This is a genomic window from Microbispora sp. ZYX-F-249 (assembly GCF_039649665.1).
Taxonomy (GTDB): domain Bacteria; phylum Actinomycetota; class Actinomycetes; order Streptosporangiales; family Streptosporangiaceae; genus Microbispora; species Microbispora maris.
Genome location: NZ_JBDJAW010000005.1, coordinates 241,807 through 261,471 on the forward strand (window position 1 = coordinate 241,807; position 19,665 = coordinate 261,471).

Here is a 19,665-nt window from a genome sequence, read left to right on the forward strand (position 1 = left end):
CTCCTCGACCGGCACTCGTACGCAGCGGGACTAGACGACGTCGGGGGTGAGGGCGTCGTGGATCCCGGAGTAGTCGGCGGCCGGTGCGGGGGCCATCCGGCGGCCGACGCCGAGCGCCAGCATCTCCAGCCGGTTCATCAGCCGGGCGAAGTCCTCGGGCAGCAGCGCCTGCTTGCCGTCGCACAGCGCCTGCTCGGGCTGGACGTGCACGTCGACCAGCAGGGCGTCCGCGCCCGCGGCCACGGCGGCCAGCGTGAGCGGCTCGATGAGCTCGGGGATGCCGAGCGAGTGGCTGGGGTCGACCATCACCGGCAGGTGGGTGCGCCGCTTGAGCAGTGCCACCGCCGACAGGTCGAGGGTGAAGCGGGTGGCCCCCTCGAACGTCCTGATCCCCCGCTCGCACAGCACGACCTGGTCGTTGCCCTCGGCCAGGAGATACTCGGCCGCGGTGAGCAGTTCGTCGACCGTGCAGCCGAAGCCACGCTTGAGCACGACCGGCATGCCGCTGCGGCCCACCTCGATCAGCAGCTCGAAGTTCTGCATGTTGCGGGTGCCGATCTGGAAGCCGTCCACCACCTCGGCCATCCGGTCGACGTGCCGGGGGTCGACGACCTCGGTGAGGATCGGCAGGCCGGTCTCCTCCCTGGCCTTCGCCAGGAGCTCCAGACCCGCCCACTTGAGGCCCTGGAAGGAGTACGGCGTGGTGCGCGGCTTGAAGGCGCCGCCGCGCAGGCCGACCGCGCCGTGCCGGGCGACGGCGGCGGCCGTGGACATCATCTGCCCGGGGTTCTCCACCGCGCAGGGGCCGGCGAAGACCGCGATGTCCCCGTCCCCGATCAGGGTGGAACCGATGGACACGACCGTGCCCGAGGGGAACAGCTCGCGCCGGCCGAGCCGGAAGCCGCCGCCCGCCCGTACGGTCTGCCGCGGCTGGGGCAGGCCGGCCGGGGCGGGCAGCACCGTGGCGGGCCCCTGGGCCACTATCACGTCCGCCCCGCCCAGCCGGTAGGTCCTGGCGGTGGTTCCGGTGGAGTCGAAGTGCCGGGCCCACCCGGCGAAGCCGGACGGATCGATCGTCGAGTCGAACACCAGCAACAGCTCGGCGTCAGTCATGGGAATCCTCTCCACATCCGTGTGGTCGGGTCTGTCATGGGGGTCGGGCCGGCGGTCGCTTCCGCGTGCACGCCGCCGGGCCGGGCCTTGGGGGGGAACCTCCGGCCCGGCGGCGCGGATCAGGTGCGGATCGAATGCGGATCGCGTGCCGATCGCGTGCCGATCGCGTGCCGATCGCGGGATCGGGCGTCGGGTGGGTGCGGGGGGATCAGACGAAGACGTCGGTGAGGATGGTGCCGAGCGACTTGCCGCCGTTCTCGCGGATGTAGGTCGACAGCGAGCTGTACTTCTCCCGCAGCCGGCGCTTGAGGACCTTTCCGGTGACGCCGACCGGGAAGTCCTCGTCGGTGCGCGCGACCTCCAGCATGGTCAGCTCGGGGTGGCCGGCGGCCTTCAGCTTCTCGTTCGCCTCGTTGAGCAACCTCTGCGCGTCCGGCCTGGCGGCGCTGGACGTCACGACCGCCACCGGGACGGTGCGTCCGCGGTGGATGGCGGCCACCACGGCGCAGTCGAGGACCTCGGGCAGGTCGTTGAGCAGCAGCTCCTCCATGAAGACCGAGTAGCCGGTGCCGCTCGGGGTCTCGATGGCGTCCACCGCCCGGTCGACCTGGAAGTAGTTGCCCGCCTCGTCGCGGTAGGCCATGTCGCCGGTCAGCCAGTAGCCCGACAGCTTGCTGCGGTAGGTGGTGTCGGAGTCGCTCCAGTATCCGGCGGTGATCGCCGGGCCCTTCGCGCCGAGCAGCCCGACCTCGTTGACGTCGGCGACCGTGCCGTCCCTGCGCAGCACCGCGACCTCGGCGACGCCGACCGGCTTGCCCACGCACCGGTCGTTGCGCTCGTCGGCCAGCGTGCGGACCTTCAGCAGCACGCCCCAGCCCAGCTCGGTGGTGCCGAGGCGGTCGAAGAACGCGGCCGGCGGCAGCGACGGGTCGCGCATGGCCAGGATGCCCTTGATGTGCTTCTCGTGGACCGCGTCGCCGATGGAGATCCAGACGTTGACCGAGTCGATCGCCCCGGCCGGCAGGTCCGCGCCCGCCAGCTCGGCGTACGCGTGACCGAAGGCCATGACGGTCGTCGGGCGGTACTTCTCGACGGCCTTGGCCAGCTCGGGGCCGCTGGTGTCGAACCAGGGCACGAGGGGCGTGCCGCCCAGCACGGCGTACGTCGTGTAGGCGATGCAGCCGAGGTGCGACTGCGGCAGCGCGGTCATCATCACGGCGCCGGGCTGCTCGTGGTGGTCCACGAGGCGGAAGCGGGGCCCGGCCACACACGAGCGGTGGGTCTGGATGACCGGCTTGGGCCGCCCGGTGGTGCCGGAGGAGTGCAGGATCGAGACCGGGTCCTCGCCGACGTGGCGGAAGCGGGCCTCCTCGGGCAGCGCGGCGTGCGGCGGCGCCGGCAGTTCCTCGGCCACCTGCGTCCACCGCAGGCCGGGCAGCAGGTGGAACTCCTCGCCGAGGATCTCCAGGTGGGCGATGTCGGTGTACATGCCGACCGGGTTGGTCTGGCGGCACAGCTCGGTGGCGATGTACCGCGACGCCTTGCTGTTGACCAGCACCGCCACCGCGCCGATCTGGGCCAGCGCGTAGAAGTGCAGGGAGTAGGCGAAGGAGTCCTCCAGGTAGATGGCCACGCGGTCGCGGGGGCGTACGCCCTGGCGCAGGTACCACACCGACCAGCTCTGGGCCAGCTCGTCCAGCTCCAGCAGGCTGAACTCGGTCTGCTGCTCACCCCGGGTGTTGGTCAGCGGCCGGCCCAGGTGGATGAACGGCAGCTCCGGGTGCGGGTTCGCCTCGATGGCCTTCGTCAGCAGGTTGCCGCCGCCGAGGTCCGGGTCCGCGGCGAACCTGGCGCGCTGCTCCGGCGTGAGGACGGTCTCGTGGGAGATGGTCATCGGTCTCACCTTTCATTCGTGACGGGGCGTGACGTGCTCGTAGAGGGGTCGGGCTGGTACGGGCCCGGGGCGTGCTCAGGGGGGCGCAGTGCGCCGAACATCTCGGCGCAGGTGTCGCGGTAGAAGCCGAGATCGGGACCGAGGAGATCGCGCAGCCCGCCCAGGGCCGCCGCGAACTCCGCCTCCCCGTCCGACGGGCCGTCCGCCGGGCCGTCGAGGAGGGCGGCGAGTGTGCGTACGCCTTCCGCGAGCGCCGCGCGGGCGGCGGCGGCCTGCGGGTTGGCCGACTGGACGTCCCAGTAGACCTCCGGGGTGCCCGAGGCGATCCGGGCCAGCAGCGCGAGCAGCGTGGCGTGCGGCGGCGGGGCGACGGCGGCCAGTTCGGCGACCCCGACGCCGAGGCGGGCCAGCGCGAAGCCGAACGACAGCACCGCCGCGTGGGTGAGCGCCTGCGTCGCCGCGGCCAGCCGGTCGTGCTCGTGCGCGCCGAGCCGTACGGCACGGCCGCCCCAGCTGTCGACCAGCCGCAGCAGCGCCCGGGTCCGGGGGCCGTCGTGGACCACGACGGCGGCGACCGGCCGCCCGGCGAAGCCGAGCGAGGGGGCGAACATCGGGTTGAGACCGGCCGCCTCGACGTCCCCGGCGTGCGCCCGGACCGCCTCGGCGATCGGGCCCTTGACCGAGAGCGTGTCGGCGAGCAGCGCGCCCGGGCGCATCGCGGCGGCGACCTGTTTCACCGCCGCCAGGGCCACCGGCTCGGGCACCGCGAGCAGGACGAGGTCGGCCCGCCCGATCTCCTCGGCGAGATCGGGCCCGATGTCCGTGATGTCGCCGCGCAGGAACCTCGGCCCCCCGGCACTGGGCTGGTCGGCACTGGGCTGGTCGGCGCTGGGCCGGCCGGCGCTGGGTGCGGGGTCGACGACGACCACCTCGGCGCCGGACCGCAGCAGGTGCCCGGCGAACAGGCCGCCCACCGCGCCCGCGCCGCCCACGACGACACAGCGCCGCAGCAGGTCCGTCTCCCCGCGGGTCATGGTCAGGCCCCCACGGTCTGGGCCGCGGTGGCCAGCACCGCGGTGATCATGGCGCGGGACTTGACGACGGTCTCCTCGAACTCCTCCTCGGGGTCCGACAGGGCGACGATCGCGCCGCCGACGCCGAAGCTGACCCGGTCCCGGGTGGCGACGAGGGTGCGGATGATGATGCTGAGGTCGGCGGCCCCGCCCAGGGAGAACCAGCCGAGCGCGCCGGAGTAGGCGCCGCGCGGGCCCTCCTCCAGCCGGTCGATGATCTCCATGGTGCGGATCTTGGGCGCGCCGGTCATCGACCCGCCGGGGAAGGCGGCCCGCACGCAGCTCACCACCGACTCCTCCGGCCGCAGCGTGCCGCGGATGGTGGAGACGAGCTGGTGGACCGGCGCGTACGTCTCGACGTGGAACAGCCGGGGCACGTGCACCGACCCGACCTCGCAGACCGTGTTGAGGTCGTTGCGGATCAAGTCGACGATCATGAGGTTCTCCGCGCGGTCCTTCTCGCGGCTGAGCAGGTCGTGGCGGAGCGCCTCGTCCTCCTCGGGCGTCGCGCCGCGCGGCCGGGTGCCCTTGATCGGCTTGGACTCGGCGACCCGGTCCGGGCCGATCGTCAGGAACCGCTCGGGCGAGGCGCTCAGCACCGCGACGTCGGGGAAGTCGAGCAGCGCGCCGTACGGCACCGGGCTGATCGTGCGCAGGTGGCTGTAGGTCCGCAGCGGGTCGATCTCGGCGCGGACGGTGACGGCGTTGGTCAGGCAGATCTCGTAGGACTCGCCGTGGTAGATCTCCTCCAGGCAGTCGCCGATCCGGCTGAGGTAGCCCTGCTTGTCGTGCCGCAGCTCCACCGCGTCCGCGATGGCCGGGTCGGTCATGCCGACCCCGGCGAAGGCGGCCGGCTCGGACGGCTCACGCCTGGGCAGGGAGAACAGCCGGGCGCCCGTCTCGTCCAGCCAGGCGAGCGCGTCGCCGGCGTCCGGCCCCCCGTCCTTGGTGAGCGCGAGCAGGTAGCTGACGCCCTCCACGTCGTCGAGCACGAGCATCCGGTCGGCGAACAGCAGCGCCGCGTCGGGCTCCTCGGCGCGGTGCGCGGCCTGGCCGCCCGCCTCCGCCTTGAGCTCGTAGCCCAGGTAGCCGACGTACCCGAGGTTGAAGTCGAACGGCAGGCCCTCGCCCGCGGGCACCGCGCGCTCGCGCAGCCGCTCGTCCAGGTAGTCGAAGAACGGCTGCTCGACGCGCTGCACGGACCCGCCGGGCCGCCTGACGGTGACCGCTCCCTCCGCCACCCGGTAGGTGACGTACTCGGCGAGCGGCCCGGAGCCGTCGCCCATGAACGAGAACCGCGACAGCCCCTCGATCACCGAGCTGCTGTCGAGCCAGAAGCCGTGCTCCTTGCCCGCGAACAGCTCGCGGTAGGCGGTCTCCGCGTCCGGCAGCAGCGGCAGCCTGCGCACGTGCACCCGGTACGGCGAGCGGGCGGCCTCGGCGGCCTCCCGCCTGGCCCGGCCGTGGGCCAGCGCGAGGTCGCGGAAGTTCGCCAGCAGCTCGCGGCCGTGCTCGCTGCTGATCGACTCGGGGTGGAACTGCACGCCCCAGACGGGCTCGGTGCGGTGCCGGACCCCCATGACCACGCCGTCGTCGGTCCAGGCCACGGCCTCCAGCTCGTCCGGCAGGTCGGTGGCCGCCAGCGAGTGGTAGCGCACGACCGAGAACGGCGAGGGCAGGCCCGCGAAGATGTCGGCCCCGGTGTGGCGCACCTGTGATACGCGGCCGTGCATCGGCTCCGGCGCGTGGGTGACGGTCCCGCCGAACAGATGGCAGATGCCCTGGTGACCGAGGCAGACGCCGAGCACGGGCAGCCCGCTCTCCCGGATGGCCCGCGCGCTGACGCCGAAGTCGCGGGCCCGCTCGGGCCGGCCGGGCCCGGGGGAGATCACGACGCTGTCGAACTCGTGGATCGGCACCTGCGACCAGTCGGCGTCGTTGCGCACCACCACCGGGGGCTGCCCGTTCACCTCGCCCAGGAGCTGATAGAGGTTGTAGGTGAACGAGTCGTAATTGTCGATCAGGATCGTTCTCATTCCGGGGTTCCTCCAAGCCGTGTCGGAATAGCCGGGTGAGCCGCCGGCGCCGCGCTCACCGAGCGGCGACATCGCCGATCACCAGGTCCTCGACCCTGCAGGTCTCCGCGATGACGAGTTCGTAGAGCCGGCGCAGGAAGTCGGGGTCGATCCCGTGGTCCTGCGCATATCGGGCGGCCCGCCGCTGCACGATGCCGATGCGGTGGGGCTGCATCATCGGGACGTGGTGCTCGCGCTTGAAATGCGCGATTTCGACGCAGCACTCGATACGCCTGCGCAGCGTGTCGAGCAGCGACTCGTCGATACGGTCGAGCGAGGCCCGCAGCGTCTCCAGACCGTCTTCTCCGGTGCCGTTGCCAGCCATGTGAACAGCCCTCCAATCGGGGGTGCACGGGATGTTCCGGCCCTGTCGGGCTAATTCAGGATTCGATCCGGCGGGCATTTCTCACAACCCCTAACGCCCCCACAGCGCGGCCGGGAGATCCGGGGTGACCTCGGACTTCTCGATGCCCCCGGTCCGCCGAGGCGGACGAGTCGCCGGCGACCCCGGTTCACCCCTATCGGGAAACGACTCGTCCCGAATTATCGGGAAATTTTATTGACCGGTCCGAAACGCCGGAACTAGCCTCCGGTCGCGTGAACATGTGAGAGAAACGGCGGTGGCGAAAGTGAAACCTCGGGCATTCGTTCTTACCGGATCATTCCTGGTGATCTGCCGGGCCCCTCTTTATCTGCGCGAACTGTCCCGCCGGGGGCTGCGGATCCTCGTGGTCACACCGGCGTCCTGGCGGGAGCAGGCGCTGGCCCAGATGCGCGACCCCGCGCATCCGGCCTCGGTCATCGAGGAGATCGCCTTCACCGACGGCGACGTCAACACGGAGAACTCGTTCACCGCGGGCGTGATCTCCGGCGTCCGGGCCTGGCGGGACCGCTACGACATCACCGGCGTCTACGCGCTCGGCGAGACGCTGGTCGAGCCGACCGGCCTGCTCGCCGACGCCCTGGGGCTGCCCTCCCCCGGCCTGCGGGCCACCCGCGCCTGCCGCAGCAAGTATCTGCAGCGGTGGTACCTGCCGGAGTTCAGCCCGGCCTCGGCGGTCGTCCCGCCGGCCGCGCGCGCCGCGTTCGCCGCGGACGGCGTGTCGTTCCCCGCCGTGGTCAAGCCCACCGGCCGCCACTCCAGCTCCGGCGTGGAGACCGTGCGCGACGCGGCCGAGCTGCGCGCCCAGCTCGACACGTACCTGCCGCACGAGACGGTGCTGGTGGAGGAGAAGGTGGCGGGCCAGGAGTTCTCCGTGGAGAGCCTCGTGCAGGACGGCCGGATCGTCTTCGCCTCGGTGACCCGCAAGGAGACCACAGAGTCGGGCGCCCGCACCTTCGTCGAGCTGTCCCACTCGGTCCCGAACGAGCTCGACGGCGTGGACGGCGTCATCCTCGACGCCAACCGGCGCATGCTCGAACGGCTGGCCTTCGCATGCGGCATCGCGCACGCCGAGTGGCGGGTGGACGGCACGGGCCGGCCGTACCTGATGGAGGTCGCCGCGCGCACCCCCGGTGACGGCCTGTCGATCCTCTACTCGCTCGCGACCGGCACCCCGATGGAGCCGGAGATCGTCCGCATCGCCCTCGGGGAGCCCGCGGCCTACCCCGCACCGCGCCGGTACGCACGGCAGGTCTACCTGGAGCACGAGCCCGGCCGGCTCGGCGACGTGACGGTGGAGTGGCCGGGGATCTCGCCGGCCTGGGTGGGCGAGGGCGGCCTGTGGCCCGAGATCGCGCCCGGCGCCCCGGACGACCCGCCCACGCTGCGGGCCGTGCTCGTGCTGAAGGACCGCGGCGCGGAGCTCGGGCCGCTGCACAGCTCCGACGACCGTGCGGTGACGTTCCTCATCGACGCGCCCACCCCGGCCGAGCTGGACGAGCTCGAGATGCGCGTACGGCACGCCCTGCGGATCCACACGCTCGCGCCCGAGCCCACCGGCGTGCGGATGTGAGCCCGGCGAACGCGCGGCTTTTCCGGGGATACGGGGCGCGGCGGGAGGCGATGAGCCTCCCGCCGCGCTCGGCTTTTCCGGGGGTGTGGACCGTCAGGGGTAGCTGACGACGTTGACCGGGACGGTGGCCGTGCCCTGGGCCGGGCCGCCCGTGTCGTTGATGACGTGGGCGATCGTGCCGACGCCGCCCAGCGACACCGTGAGCAGGTCGTGGAATCTCACGCCCGGCCTGTTGGGGGCCTCGAAGCCGCGCTCGGCCACGATCGAGGGATCGGTGCTGAAGTTGCAGTAGCTGCCCAGCCCCCAGGCCTCGTGGCTGGTGACGGAGTCGGCCACCTTGTAGGCGGCGTAGCCCCGGGTCGAGCCGTTCATCCAGGACGCCTGGTTCGGCGGGTCGTACGGCAGCTCGTTCTGGAAGAAGATCGTCTTGCCGCCCTGGCCGTTCCAGATCACCTCGTACTTCTTGTAGTGCTCGACGAACAGGCCGTACGCCGTCACGTTGTCGCCGTTGACGATCAGGCCGGTGTCGGCCGGGTTGGTGTTCCAGCCCACGCCCGCGCCGTGGTCGGCCCGCCACGCCCAGATGTGGTCGATGATCGTGTTGTCGCTGTTCACGACCAGGCTGGTGGTGGCCGAGCCGGGGCCCGCGCCGCCGATCCGGAAGAACACGTCCTGGATCGAGATGGGGTTGGCGGTGTGGCTCGCCGAGGCGTTGTCGGGGCCGACCCGCATCAGCACCGGCGAGTTGACCGTGCCGGCGTCGAGGAGCAGGCCGGCGATCTTCACGCCGTCGACGTCGGCGACGTTCACCGCGACGACGCCGTTGTCCGGGATCAGCGTGGCGTAGCCGAGCCCGAGGACCACCGTGTCGGGCCGGGTCACGTGGAGCGTCTGGTTGAGGTGGTAGACGCCCGGCGTGAACAGCAGGTTGAGGCCCTGGCTCAGCGCCTGGTCGAGCGTGGCGGCGCTGTCGGACGGCTTGGCGACGTAGAACTGCGTGAGCGGGATCGACGTGCCGGGGGTCGCGCCGCTCGCCCAGCTCACGCCGCTGGAGTTCGTCCGGAGCGACGGGACGAAGACGCGGTAGGCGCCGCCCGAGTCCACGTACAGGTACGGCTTCTCCCGGGTGACCGGGCTGGTCGCGAGCGTCGTGTACGGCGGGTTCGGGAAGCTCTGCGCCGGGGCGCCGACGACGCCGGAGAACACCATGTTCCAGACGCCGTTGGTCCAGCCGCCGATGGTGCTGTCGCGGGTGAACCACTGCTGCTGCGAGTACGGGCCCACCGTGCCGTCGATCTTGCTGTCGGCGATGTAGCCGCCGCTGGCCCAGCCGTACCCGTTGGGGGCGAGGTTCAGCCCGCCGCGGACGTGGATCCGCCGGAACGGCGCGGCCTGGGCCACCGCCCACCGGTCGGTGCCGTTGACCGGGACCACGGCCAGGTTCTCGGCCGAGCGCCAGAAGTTCTGGGTCGCGTTGCCGTTGAACCACCCGGCGTCGACGGTGATGTCACCGTTGATCGTGACGTTGTCGGGCGACTGACCGAGGCCGGCGATCGAGGTGTAGAAGCCGATCTGCGCGTTGAGGCCGCTGTAGGTGCCCGGCTTGAACAGCAGCGCGTACCGCTGGCTGCCGAACTGGTTCGACTCCTGCTGCCTGAAGATGGTGTCGATCGTGCTCTGGATGCTCGCGCTCGACATGGAGGGGTCGAAGACCCTCACGTTCGGCCCGAGGTCGCCGCCGCCCGGAAGGGTGGGGCCGTCGTCACCGCCACCCGTGGTGTTGACGGCGAACTCCCAGAGCGAGTAGCCGTACGCCGTGGCCCGGGTGAGGCCGGACATCCGGACGTACCGGCCCGTCGCGGTCAGGTCGAGCGACTGGGTTCCGCTCACGCCGTTCACCGTCGCGGTGGCATCCGACCAGGCGGAGCCGTCGGCCGACACCTGGATTTTGAAGGTCCTGGCGTAGGCGGCCTCCCAGTTCAGGACCACCTTGCAGATCTGCTGCGCGCTGCCGAGGTCGACCTGGATCCACTGCGGGTCGCTGAACGCGCTCGACCACCGGGTGCCGGTGTCGCCGTCGAACGCCGCCGACGCCGGGGACGCCGCGTTCTCCGTCGAGGATGCCGAGGCGGGCCTGCCCTGCGCGACGTCGGTAGTGCCGCAAGTGGTCCCGCCGCCGGAGGCGACGTTGACGGCGAACTCCCAGAGCGAGTAGCCGTACGCCGTGGCCCGGGTGAGGCCGGACATCCGGACGTACCGGCCGGTGGCCGACACGTCGAGCGCCTGTGTCCCGCTCACGCCGTTCACCGTGGCGGTCGCGTCCGACCAGGCGGAGCCGTCGGCCGACACCTGGATCTTGAAGGTCTGGGCGCGGGCGGCCTCCCAGTTGAGCACCACCTTGCAGATCTGCTGCGCGCTGCCGAGGTCGACCTGGATCCACTGCGGGTCGCTGAACGCGCTCGACCACCGGGTGGAGGTGTCGCCGTCGAACGCCGCCGACGCCGGGGTTCCGGCGTTCTCCGTCGAGGATGCCGACGCCGGCCTGCCCTGCGCGACGTTCGCGGTGCCGCAGGCCGCCGCCGCGGCGCTGTAGGTGGAGGGGACGACGCCGGCCACGGCCGCGAAGGTCGACAGGGCGGCGAACCCGGCGGCGACCAGGCCGGTCCGCCGGCGCCGGGGCCGGAATTGAGGCCATGAGGATGGAGGCATGCACGTCTCCTTGGGTGCGGAGCCCCTCGGGCGAGGGTTGGGGGGATGAGAGAGGTCCAGCGGACCGAGAGTGCGCCCGTTCACCCGCTTATGTCAATGCTTAGTTCACAACGCGAAATATGTGTTGACTCAAATGGACATCCGGGTGCTACTCTCCGGGAGAGCGCTCTCCAATCCGGTCCCCGACCGATTCGCAGGGAGGTGCACAGATCGAGGGAATGCAGGCCGGGGCGTCAGCCGGCCGCCGTGATCCTCGCCACCTGGGGCGCGTTGAGGAACTCCTCCAGGACGAGCGTGGCGGCCCCCAGCGCGACCGCGTCGGGGCCGAGGCGGCCCAGGACGATCGACGTCGCGGCGTACGGCTCGGCCAGCGAGTTGGCCGCGGTCGCGCGCCGGATGCCGGGCAGCAGGCTCTCGCCGAGCTGGACCCCCACCCAGCCGCCGATCACGATCTTCTCGGGGTTGACCAGGTTGACGAGATTGGCCAGGCCGACGCCCAGGTAGGTGACGGTCTCCTCCACCACCGGCGACTTCGACGCGAGCACCCGGGCGAGGTCCTCCTCCCAGTCGCCCCCGGAGGTGACTCCGGCCCGGTCGAGGATGGCCTCGATCCCGATGTAGGCCTCCAGGCAGCCGCGTCCGCCGCAGCGGCAGGGCCGGCCGTTCGCCACGATCTTCGTGTGCCCCCACTCGCCGGCGCTGCTGCTGACCCCGCGGAACGTGGTGCCGTCGGCCACGATCGTCGCGCCCACCCCCACGCCGAGCAGCACGATGACGGCGTCCGAGGCGCCCCGGCCCGAGCCGAACCACAGCTCGGCCTGGCCCATCGTCTTGGCGCCGTTGTCCACGTACAGCGGGAGCGAGGTGCCGCGGCGCAGGAGCGCTCCAAGCGGGACGCCGTCCCAGCCGAAGGTCTTGGCGTGGATGACGCCGTCCGCGCCCGGCTCGACGATGCCGGGGACGCCCACGCCGATGCCGAGCACCTGCTCGGGGGACACACCCGCGTCGGAAAGCACGACCTCGACGCCCGAAAGGATGTGCCGGGCGACCAGCTCGGGATCGTGCCGGGCCGGGCGGAGCATGTAGTCCACCTTGGCCCGCTCGGTCATCTCCAGGTCGAACAACCCCACCCGGACGTGCGTCTCGGCGACGTCGACGCCCACCGCGAAGCCGTACTCGGGATTGACGCGCAGCAGCACCCGGGGGCGGCCGCCGTCCGACTCCACCTGGCCCGCCTCGACGACGATGTTCTCGCCCAGCAGGTCGGCGGTCATCGTGCTGACCGTGGCGGCGCTCAGGCCGGTGCGCGCGGTGAGGTCGTTGCGGCTGGTCGGGCCGGAGAAGTAGAGCGTGCGCAGCAACACGGCCCGGTTGCCTCTGCGGATGTCCCGCACCGTTCTGCGCTGAGGCCTCGCCATGACCAACCTCCCCGTCGACACGGTCATCTTAGTTCAGAGGCGAAAACAAGCACCCGTGCCCTCCGCCGGCCTCATCACCGTGGCATCTCCCGGTTACCCGCCCATTACGCCACCGTGTCGTCCCCACCCTTCTTCAGGCCGTGAACCAATCCCCGCTCGCGCTCCTCCCCCGCTGGTCTGATGCGGCGATTGCGGGCGGCCGCGAGTTCCTCCGTGAGGGTTTCGACGAGGGCGGCGGCCGGGAGGTCGCGGGAGCGGCGGTACCCCTCGCCGCACCACAACGCCATCGCCTCGGGGTCGCCGTGCTCGGCCGCCGCGCGGCGCAGGCCCTTCGTCAGGTGGTGTACCTGGGGATAGCACGCGGGCGCCGACGCCTCGTGCTCGGCCATGAACCGGTTGGCCAGGCCGCGTGCCGTACGTCCGGAGAAGGCCCGGGTGAACGCGGTGCGGATGAACCGGGGATCGGCGAGGGCGGCCTTGTGCACGGGGTGCGCCCCGCTCTCCGGGGTGCGCAGGAAGGCGGTGCCCAGTTGCGCGGCGACCGCGCCCGCGGCGAGGACGGCGGCGACGTCCGCGCCGTCCATGATCCCCCCGGCGGCCACGAGCGGCACGCCGGTCGCCTCCCGGACGAGACCCACGAGCTCCGGCAGGTCATCGGGCGTCCTCCACGAGGGAGGCCCGGGCAGGAAGGCCGCCTGGTGGCCGCCCGCGCCGGGGCCCTGGACCACCACCGCGTCGGCTCCGGCGTCTGCCGCCGCGACCGCCTCCCACGGGGTGTTCACCATGACCATGACGACGCTCCCGGCGTCGTGGAGGCGGGCCGTCACCTCGGGCGGCGGGCAGCCGAAGGTGAACCCGGCCACCGGCACCCGTTCGTCCACCAGCAGGTCGAGTTTGGCGTCCCACTCGTCGTCGTCCCAGCCGGGCGCCTCGGGCAGCGTCACGCCGTACCGCCCGGCCTCCGGGGCGAGCTCGTCGCGGTACCGGGCCACCGCCGCGTCGTCACCGGGCGCCTGCCGCGCGGCCTCGAAATCGGGGACGAAGACGTTCACCCCGAACGGCCGGTCCGTCCGCTCGCGCACCGCCGCGATCTCCCGGCGCACGTCCTGCGCCGTGCGGTAGCCCGCCGCGAGGAACCCGAGGCCCCCCGCTCCGGACACCGCCGCCGCCAGAGCCGGCGTGGACGCGCCGCCCGCCATGGGCGCCTGGATGATCGGGCTCGACGGCCCGAAGGGAAGGGCGCGACCGGTCACGGAACCTCCTCATTCGTCTGGACAGCAGCGTAGAACGCGGTCGACGAGCGCCCCGGCGGCCCCGGTGTACCCGCCGGGGTCGAGCAGCCCGGCAAGGTCCAGCCCCTCGGGCACGGACGTGAGCTCACTCAGCACCTCGGCCACGGGACGTCCCGACGCGGCGGCGACCGCGGACGCCTCCCCGAGCAGCCGCTTGGCGGCGGCCTTCCCCAGGACCGGCGCGAGCACGGCGGCCGCCCGTTCCGTGACGGTCAGGCTGCCGGTGAGCGCGAGGTTGGCCCGCATGCGCTCGGGGAACGCGACCAGTCCCCCGGCCAGTTCGGCCGTCACGGCGGCGGCGCCGCCGACCAGCCGCAGGCACTCGCGCAGCGGCTGCCACTCCGCGTGCCAGGCGCCCGCGGGGCGTTCGTCCTCCGCCAGCAGGCAGTGGCCGAGGGCCGCGGCGAGCGCGGGAACCTGGATCGCGGCCGACCGGACGAGGGTGGCGAGGACCGGGTTGCGCTTGTGGGGCATGGCCGACGAGACGCCCCTGCCGGGCGCGGCCGGCTCCACGACCTCGGCCACCTCGGTCCGCGACAGCGACTGCACGTCGACGGCGATCTTCCCGAGCACCCCGGAGGTGAGCGCCAGCGCCCCGGCGAGGTCGGCGACCGGGATCCGCAGGACATGCCAGGGGACCACCGGCTCGGCCAGCCCCACCTCGGCGGCGAAGGCCGCGATCAGCCGCTCCGGGTACGCCTCGGGGTCGGGCACCCCGGCGATCCGCGCGTACTCCACGTAGCCCGCCAGCGTGCCGGCCGCGCCGCCGAGCTCTGCGGGCAGATCGGCGCGCACCCGCCGCAGCCGCGCCACCGCCTCGCGTACGGCGTGCAGCCACCCGGCCGCCTTCAGCCCGAACGTCGTGGGCACCGCCTGCTGCGTCAGCGTGCGGCCCGGCATCAGCGTGTCGCGGTGCGCCGCCGCGAGCCCCGCGAGCGCGGTCGCGGTCCGGTCCAGGTCGGCGGTGATCAGGTCGAGGGTCCGGGCGGCCACCAGCATGGCGGCCGTGTCCATGATGTCCTGGCTCGTGGAGCCCCGGTGCACGTATTCGGCCGCGGCCGGGTCCACCGCCGCCACGGCGGCCGTCAGGTCCTCGACCAGGGCCACGACGGGGTTGGCCGCCTCGCGGGCGCGCAGCGCCAGGGCCGCCGGGTCGAGGCCACCCCCCTCCGCCACCTTGCCGATCACCGTGCCGATCGTCTCCGCGGCCTCCATCGGGACGACCCCCAGCCGGGCCTGCGCGCGGACCAGGGCGGCCTCCGCGTCGAGCATCGCGCGCAGCCACGCGCCGTCCCCGGTCGCCCGCTCCGCCGCCGTGCCCACCCGGACCGGGGACAGCAGGCCCACATCCAGGTCACCGCCGAGGTCACCGTCGAGGCCGTTCACCGGACACCCGCCCGGGTGGCGCCGCAGGAGGCGGCCAGAGCCGTACGCGGTCCGCCGGCCGCACGGGCGACCCTGCGACCCCCCGCGAGGGCCCGCGCCCGCGTCAGCGTCAGCACGCTGCGGGCGATGGCGTCGGAGTCCCCCAGGATCACGGAGTTCACCCCCGGCCGCACCCCCGCCGCGGTCACCCAGTGGACCGACTCGGTCGGCACGCCGTACGCGAACCGGCGCGGGTGGGCCCGCCCGTCCGCGTCCAGCAGCCGGTACGGCCGGCGCGTCACCGCGAGACCGCCCGTCTCGTGGCCGTCCTCGCCGCGCCGCCCGCCGATCACGTACGCCCGGCACTGGCCGGTCCTGAGCAGGTGGCGCAGCAGGGGGTCGGCCGTGCGCCGCAGGTCGATCTCGGGCAGCCGCGCCTCGACGAGCACCCTCGCCCGTACGACGGACCCCGGCACGGCGGCCGACTCGGCCTCGAAGACGCCGTCGCGGGCGTGGACGCGCATGCCGGGGCCGATAACGGTGAGCACGCCCGCCTCGATGAGCGCGATCATCTGCTCGACCCGCTCGGCCGGCGGCCCGATGGACAGGAACGCGTTGAGCGGCGTGTACCACCGGTCGAGGTCGTCGCGGTGCGAGCGCCCGGTGAGCCCGCCGTGGTCGACCACCTGCCTGACCTCGTTGCGCAGGTCGCGCAGCACGTCGAGGGCGGCCTTCAGCGGCCCGCGCACGTTGCCCGCGCGGGCCTGGGCCAGGTCGGTGCGCAGATGGGCGGTCAGCCACTCGCGCCAGTCGTCCGGGCCGTTGAAGCCGATCCCCCGGTACGGCTCGGCCACGCTCTCCCAGTCCCAGCGGACCGCCGGGCCGATGCCGAAGGCGTCCAGCACCAGGGCCTCCGCGGGGTCGCCCCAGGGGTGGGCGAGGTAGGCGGCGCGGAAGCGGGCGGCGACGCACTCGCACTCCCGCCGCGCGAGGAGGGTGGCGTAGTAGACGGTCTCCACCTCCTTGGCGATCAGCGGCCACAGGTCGGCGCGGAAGTCGAGCCCGCCGCGGGCGGCCGAGCGCGCGGCCAGCGACGCGATCCTGCCCGGCGTGAGCAGCAGCGGTTCGTGCCTGCCCTCGACGCCCTTCTCGTTCTCGCCCCGGGACTGGTAGGGGATGCCGCGGCGCGACCCGGCGTACAGGCGGGGCTCGCGGCCGGAGGGCCGGTAGACGAGGCGGCCCGCCTCGTCCCGCTCGAACCGGCCGCCGCGCCCGAGCGTCAGCAGGGCCATGTGGTCGAAGAAGTTGAGCCCGAGGCCGCGCAGCAGCACCGCCTCCCCCGGCCGTACGTCGCTCAGGCCGGCGTCGGCGGGGTTGGCGGGCGGCACGTGGACCAGGCCGTGGGCGGCGGCGTACGCGGCGGCCTCCCGCTCGGCGTCTGTGGGCTCGACCGGCAGGTGCCCCTGCGCCAGGACCACCGCGTCGAGCGAGCCGAGCACGGTGCCGTCCTGCAGCACCACCCGCTGCGCGCCGGTGCCGGGCACGTCGTCGAGCGCGGTCGCCCGGGTGGCGTGCACCCGCACCTCCACCTGCCGGGGCGCCCGCGCGATCACCCGCTCGAACACCCAGCGCAGGTAGCGGCCGTAGAAGGCGCGGCTGGGATAGGTGTCGGGCCCGAGCCGCCGCGCCTCGGCGAGCACGTCCTCCTCGACGCCGTCGGGGAAGAGCACCAGGTGGCGCGCCCACTCGTACAGGATGGGGCCGGTCTCCAGCGGCCCGCGGATGTCGACGCTGGGGTCGGTGAAGAGCGTGACCTGCGAGGCGACGGTGTTCATCAGCAGCTGGCCGGGCTGGTCGGTGCGCCACACCTGGCCGGCCCCCGGCGGGTACGGATCCACGATGTGCAGCAGGACCCGTGCCCGCGGCGGCAACCGGCGCGCGTTGGCGCACAGCCGCTCGACCACCGACATGCCGCGCGGCCCCGCTCCGATCACGCACACCTCGAACGGCCGGGTCGATCGTGTTGTGGACATCCGCTCCTCCAGTTCCCGTCTGGTCGTGAGTCGAGAATGCGGGACCGGAGTCTTCGTGAGGTATGTCACATTTGACGAGGCGGTGTTAAGCATTGCTTCATGCACGATGTCACGCGCCTGGCGGCGCTGGTGGCGGTCGCCGAGGCGGGCTCGATCACCCGGGCGGCCGCCCGTCTCGGCTACACGCCGCCCGCGTTGTCGCAGCAGATGGCCAAGCTGGAGCGGGAGGCGGGAGCCGTGCTGGTGATCCGGCACCGCCGCGGCGCCACGCTCACGGCGGCGGGCGAACTGCTCGTGGAGCACGCCCGGCGGGTGCTCGACGAGCTGGAACGGGCCCGCCACGGCCTGGCCGCGCTCGCCGGCCTGTCCGGCGGGCACATCACGATCGGCACGTTCACAACCGCGGGCATCCACCTGTTACCGCCGGTCCTCGCGGCGTTCCGGCGGGCTCACCCCGCCGTAGAGGTGAATGTGAGGGAGTACGAACCGCCGTCCGGGCTGCCCGCGCTGGCCACGGGCGAGGCGGATCTCGTGCTCACGCACACCTACGAGCATCAGCCCGATCCCGCGCTGCCCTCGGGGGTCACCGTCGAGGCGCTGCTGGTGGAGGAGCTGGTGCTGGTGGCCGCCCCCGGGCACGCGCTCACCGACGCGGCCGAGCCGCTGCCGTGGCCGGAGCTCGCCGGGCGGCCGCTGATCAGCGGCTCGCGGGGGCTGGCCAACCGGGAGGCGCTGGAGGCGTTGTTCCGCCGCGAGGGGCTGGCGCCGCCCGTCGTGGCGTACGAGACGGGCAACTACGGCATGTCGTGCGCTCTGGCCAGCGGGGGGATGGGCCTCGCCCTCGTGCCGAGGACCGTGGCCGAGCTGGCGGAAAACCCCCTCGGCGTACGGCGGCTCGCCCCGCCGGGCCTGCACCGCACGATCAGCCTGGCCAGGCGGTCCGACGACAGGTCCCCCGCGCTGGCGACCATGCGTTCGCTGTTCAGGAGCACGGGCAAGGCGGCGCCCCGGCGGCCCCCGGAGGAACCGCCGAGGTGAGCGCCCCTCAGCCCGGACTGTGTCAGTCGAATTCGGGGTCGGTGGTGCGGCTGCGCTTCATCTCGTAGAAGTACGGGAACTTCGCCATGGCGAGGGCGCCGTCGAAGATGCGGGCGGCCTCCTCACCGCGCGGGACGCGCGTCATCACCGGGCCGAAGAACGCCACGCCGTCGATGTGGATCGTGGGCGTGCCGACCTCGTCGCCGACCGGGTCCATGCCCTCGTGGTGCATGCGGCGCAGGGCCTCGTCGTACTCGTCGGTGCCGGCGGCGTCGGCCAGCTCGACCGGCAGCCCGACCTCGGCGAGGGCCTCCTTGGCCACGACGCCGTAGTCCTTGTTGTCCTGGTTGTGAATGCGGGTGCCCATCGCGGTGTAGAGGTCGCGCAGCACGGCCTCCCCGTGGTGCTGGGCGGCGGCGACGCACACCCGGACCGGGCCGCGCCACCTGGGCACCGCCTCACGGTAGAAGTCGGACAGGTCTTCCTTGCCCTCGTTCAACACGGACAGGCTCATCACGCGGAACCGCAGGTCGATGTCGCGCTGCTTCTCGACCTCCAGGATCCACCGCGACGTGACCCACGCGAACGGGCAGACGGGGTCGAAGTAGAAGTCCACCCTGGGACGGCTGTCCGCCCCGGCCTGGTCGGCAGCGCTGTCGATGTCGCTCATGAAACTCTCCTGACGGGACTGGTCGGGGGATCGGGGGGCCGGTTCCGCGAGCGTATCCGAGGACGCCGCGCGGACGTCACCGCACTCGACCCCTCAATCCGGCGGCGATCTCCCCTCTTCAGCCGGTACACGGGTGGCGTTCTCACCGGCCGGGGTGTCTAGGGTGTCCTCATGGCTGAGATCCACGAGAAGGCGGCGGTCCTGCGCGCGCTCCACGTGCCCGGCGACCCCGTCGTGCTGCCCAACGCCTGGGACGCCGCGTCGGCGCGCGCCGTCGAGGCGGCCGGGTTCCCCGCCGTCGCCACCGGCAGCGAATCCGTCGCGACCTCCCTGGGCTACGAGGACGGGCACGACACCCCCGTGGACGAGATGTTCGCGGCCGTGGCCCGCATCACCCGGGTCGTGGCCGTCCCCGTCACCGCCGACGTGGAGCGCGGCTACGGCCTGAAGCCCGCCGAGCTCGTCGAACGGCTGGCCGCGGCGGGCGCCGTGGGCTGCAACCTGGAGGACTCCGACCCGGCGACCGGGGCGATGATCGACGCCACCGAGCAGGCGGACTTCCTCGCCGCCGTGCGGGCGGCGGCGGCCGAGGCCGGGACCGGCCTCGTGATCAACGCCCGGGTGGACACCTTCATCCACGGTGCCGGAACCCCCGGCGAGAGGCTCGCGGAGGCGATCGACCGGGGCCGCCGCTACCTCGCGGCCGGCGCCGACTGCGCCTACCCGATCCTCGCGAGCGATCCCGAGGCGATCGGCGCGCTGGTCAGGGAGATCGGCGGCCCGATCAACGTGCTGATGCGGCCCGGAGTGCCGGCCGTCCGCGACCTCGCGGCCCTCGGCGTGGCCAGGATCAGCTTCGGCCCCGGCGTCCACCGCGCGACCCAGGCGTTCACCGCGCGCATGCTGGACACGATCACCCGGGGCGACGACCCCTTCCCGCCCGCCTGACGGTGCCAGGGCGCTGGTGCCCGGGGAGCGGTCAGCCGTCCGTCATCACGTGCACCGGCCCGGCCCGGTGGCGTTGTTCATC

At 73.0% G+C, this 19,665-nt stretch carries 14 protein-coding genes; 3 read left to right on the forward strand and 11 right to left on the reverse strand.

Annotated features, from left to right (window positions below; translation table 11 throughout):
- Positions 1–30 precede the first annotated feature (30 nt).
- The 5 genes from aroF to AAH991_RS09405 all read right to left on the reverse strand — a co-directional run bounded on the left by aroF (position 31) and on the right by AAH991_RS09405 (position 6,480).
- On the reverse strand, positions 31–1,113 hold the full coding sequence (aroF, locus tag AAH991_RS09385; RefSeq protein ID WP_346225369.1) for a 3-deoxy-7-phosphoheptulonate synthase: 1,083 nt from the start codon (positions 1,111–1,113) through the stop codon (positions 31–33).
- A gap of 208 nt (positions 1,114–1,321) precedes the next feature.
- The gene (locus tag AAH991_RS09390; RefSeq protein ID WP_346225370.1) at positions 1,322–3,007 is read right to left on the reverse strand and encodes a class I adenylate-forming enzyme family protein; all 1,686 of its coding nucleotides are present in this window, start codon (positions 3,005–3,007) and stop codon (positions 1,322–1,324) included.
- A gap of 5 nt (positions 3,008–3,012) precedes the next feature.
- Complete coding sequence (locus AAH991_RS09395) at positions 3,013–4,041, reverse strand: prephenate dehydrogenase/arogenate dehydrogenase family protein (RefSeq protein WP_346225371.1); 1,029 nt, start codon at positions 4,039–4,041, stop codon at positions 3,013–3,015.
- Between the two features lie 2 nt (positions 4,042–4,043).
- Positions 4,044–6,116, reverse strand: coding sequence for an aminodeoxychorismate synthase component I (pabB, locus tag AAH991_RS09400; RefSeq protein WP_346225372.1), 2,073 nt, complete (start codon positions 6,114–6,116; stop codon positions 4,044–4,046).
- 55 nt (positions 6,117–6,171) lie between these two features.
- The gene (locus AAH991_RS09405; RefSeq protein WP_346225373.1) at positions 6,172–6,480 is read right to left on the reverse strand and encodes a chorismate mutase family protein; all 309 of its coding nucleotides are present in this window, start codon (positions 6,478–6,480) and stop codon (positions 6,172–6,174) included.
- 343 nt (positions 6,481–6,823) lie between these two features.
- Here AAH991_RS09405 and AAH991_RS09410 point away from each other — a divergent pair, with 343 nt between their 5' ends.
- Complete coding sequence (locus tag AAH991_RS09410) at positions 6,824–8,110, forward strand: ATP-grasp domain-containing protein (protein WP_346225374.1); 1,287 nt, start codon at positions 6,824–6,826, stop codon at positions 8,108–8,110.
- Between the two features lie 93 nt (positions 8,111–8,203).
- Here AAH991_RS09410 and AAH991_RS09415 read toward each other — a convergent pair whose 3' ends face one another.
- The 5 genes from AAH991_RS09415 to AAH991_RS09435 form a co-directional block, all read right to left on the reverse strand.
- A complete protein-coding gene (locus AAH991_RS09415; protein WP_346225375.1) occupies positions 8,204–10,819 on the reverse strand; it encodes a pectate lyase-like domain-containing protein in 2,616 nt (871 codons plus the stop codon).
- A gap of 233 nt (positions 10,820–11,052) precedes the next feature.
- Complete coding sequence (locus AAH991_RS09420; protein WP_346225376.1) at positions 11,053–12,237, reverse strand: ROK family transcriptional regulator; 1,185 nt, start codon at positions 12,235–12,237, stop codon at positions 11,053–11,055.
- A gap of 104 nt (positions 12,238–12,341) precedes the next feature.
- Positions 12,342–13,490 (reverse strand): nitronate monooxygenase, encoded by a 1,149-nt coding sequence (locus tag AAH991_RS09425; RefSeq protein ID WP_346225377.1) that lies wholly within the window; start codon positions 13,488–13,490, stop codon positions 12,342–12,344.
- A 9-nt stretch (positions 13,491–13,499) separates the two neighbouring features.
- Complete coding sequence (locus tag AAH991_RS09430) at positions 13,500–14,915, reverse strand: nitrosuccinate lyase (protein WP_346225378.1); 1,416 nt, start codon at positions 14,913–14,915, stop codon at positions 13,500–13,502.
- Positions 14,912–16,927 carry an FAD/NAD(P)-binding protein gene (locus AAH991_RS09435; RefSeq protein WP_346225379.1) on the reverse strand — a complete coding sequence of 672 codons (2,016 nt, stop codon included), beginning with the start codon at positions 16,925–16,927 and terminating at the stop codon, positions 14,912–14,914. The genes AAH991_RS09430 and AAH991_RS09435 overlap by 4 nt, the downstream gene beginning before the upstream one ends.
- Positions 16,928–17,026: 99 nt before the next feature.
- On the opposite strand from AAH991_RS09435, the gene AAH991_RS09440 reads away from it, so the two are divergent.
- Entirely contained in the window at positions 17,027–17,965 is a 939-nt protein-coding gene (locus AAH991_RS09440) for a LysR family transcriptional regulator (protein ID WP_346225380.1), read from the forward strand.
- A 22-nt stretch (positions 17,966–17,987) separates the two neighbouring features.
- On the opposite strand, the gene AAH991_RS09445 is transcribed toward AAH991_RS09440, so the two are convergent.
- On the reverse strand, positions 17,988–18,635 hold the full coding sequence (locus AAH991_RS09445; protein WP_346225381.1) for a mycothiol-dependent nitroreductase Rv2466c family protein: 648 nt from the start codon (positions 18,633–18,635) through the stop codon (positions 17,988–17,990).
- Between the two features lie 171 nt (positions 18,636–18,806).
- Between AAH991_RS09445 and AAH991_RS09450 the strand changes: the two genes are divergently transcribed.
- On the forward strand, positions 18,807–19,583 hold the full coding sequence (locus AAH991_RS09450) for an isocitrate lyase/PEP mutase family protein (protein ID WP_346225382.1): 777 nt from the start codon (positions 18,807–18,809) through the stop codon (positions 19,581–19,583).
- The last annotated feature ends 82 nt before the right edge of the window (positions 19,584–19,665 follow it).

Excerpts from the sequence above, each read along its gene's own strand:
- aroF (WP_346225369.1), bottom strand. The coding sequence starts at position 1,113 with ATGACTGACGCCGAGCTGTTGCTGGTGTTCGACTCGACGATCGATCCG.
- AAH991_RS09390 (WP_346225370.1), bottom strand. The coding sequence starts at position 3,007 with ATGACCATCTCCCACGAGACCGTCCTCACGCCGGAGCAGCGCGCCAGG.
- AAH991_RS09395 (WP_346225371.1), bottom strand. The coding sequence starts at position 4,041 with ATGACCCGCGGGGAGACGGACCTGCTGCGGCGCTGTGTCGTCGTGGGC.
- pabB (WP_346225372.1), bottom strand. The coding sequence starts at position 6,116 with ATGAGAACGATCCTGATCGACAATTACGACTCGTTCACCTACAACCTC.
- AAH991_RS09405 (WP_346225373.1), bottom strand. The coding sequence starts at position 6,480 with ATGGCTGGCAACGGCACCGGAGAAGACGGTCTGGAGACGCTGCGGGCC.
- AAH991_RS09415 (WP_346225375.1), bottom strand. The coding sequence starts at position 10,819 with ATGCCTCCATCCTCATGGCCTCAATTCCGGCCCCGGCGCCGGCGGACC.
- AAH991_RS09420 (WP_346225376.1), bottom strand. The coding sequence starts at position 12,237 with ATGGCGAGGCCTCAGCGCAGAACGGTGCGGGACATCCGCAGAGGCAAC.
- AAH991_RS09435 (WP_346225379.1), bottom strand. The coding sequence starts at position 16,927 with ATGTCCACAACACGATCGACCCGGCCGTTCGAGGTGTGCGTGATCGGA.
- AAH991_RS09440 (WP_346225380.1), top strand. The coding sequence starts at position 17,027 with ATGCACGATGTCACGCGCCTGGCGGCGCTGGTGGCGGTCGCCGAGGCG.
- AAH991_RS09445 (WP_346225381.1), bottom strand. The coding sequence starts at position 18,635 with ATGAGCGACATCGACAGCGCTGCCGACCAGGCCGGGGCGGACAGCCGT.
- AAH991_RS09450 (WP_346225382.1), top strand. The coding sequence starts at position 18,807 with ATGGCTGAGATCCACGAGAAGGCGGCGGTCCTGCGCGCGCTCCACGTG.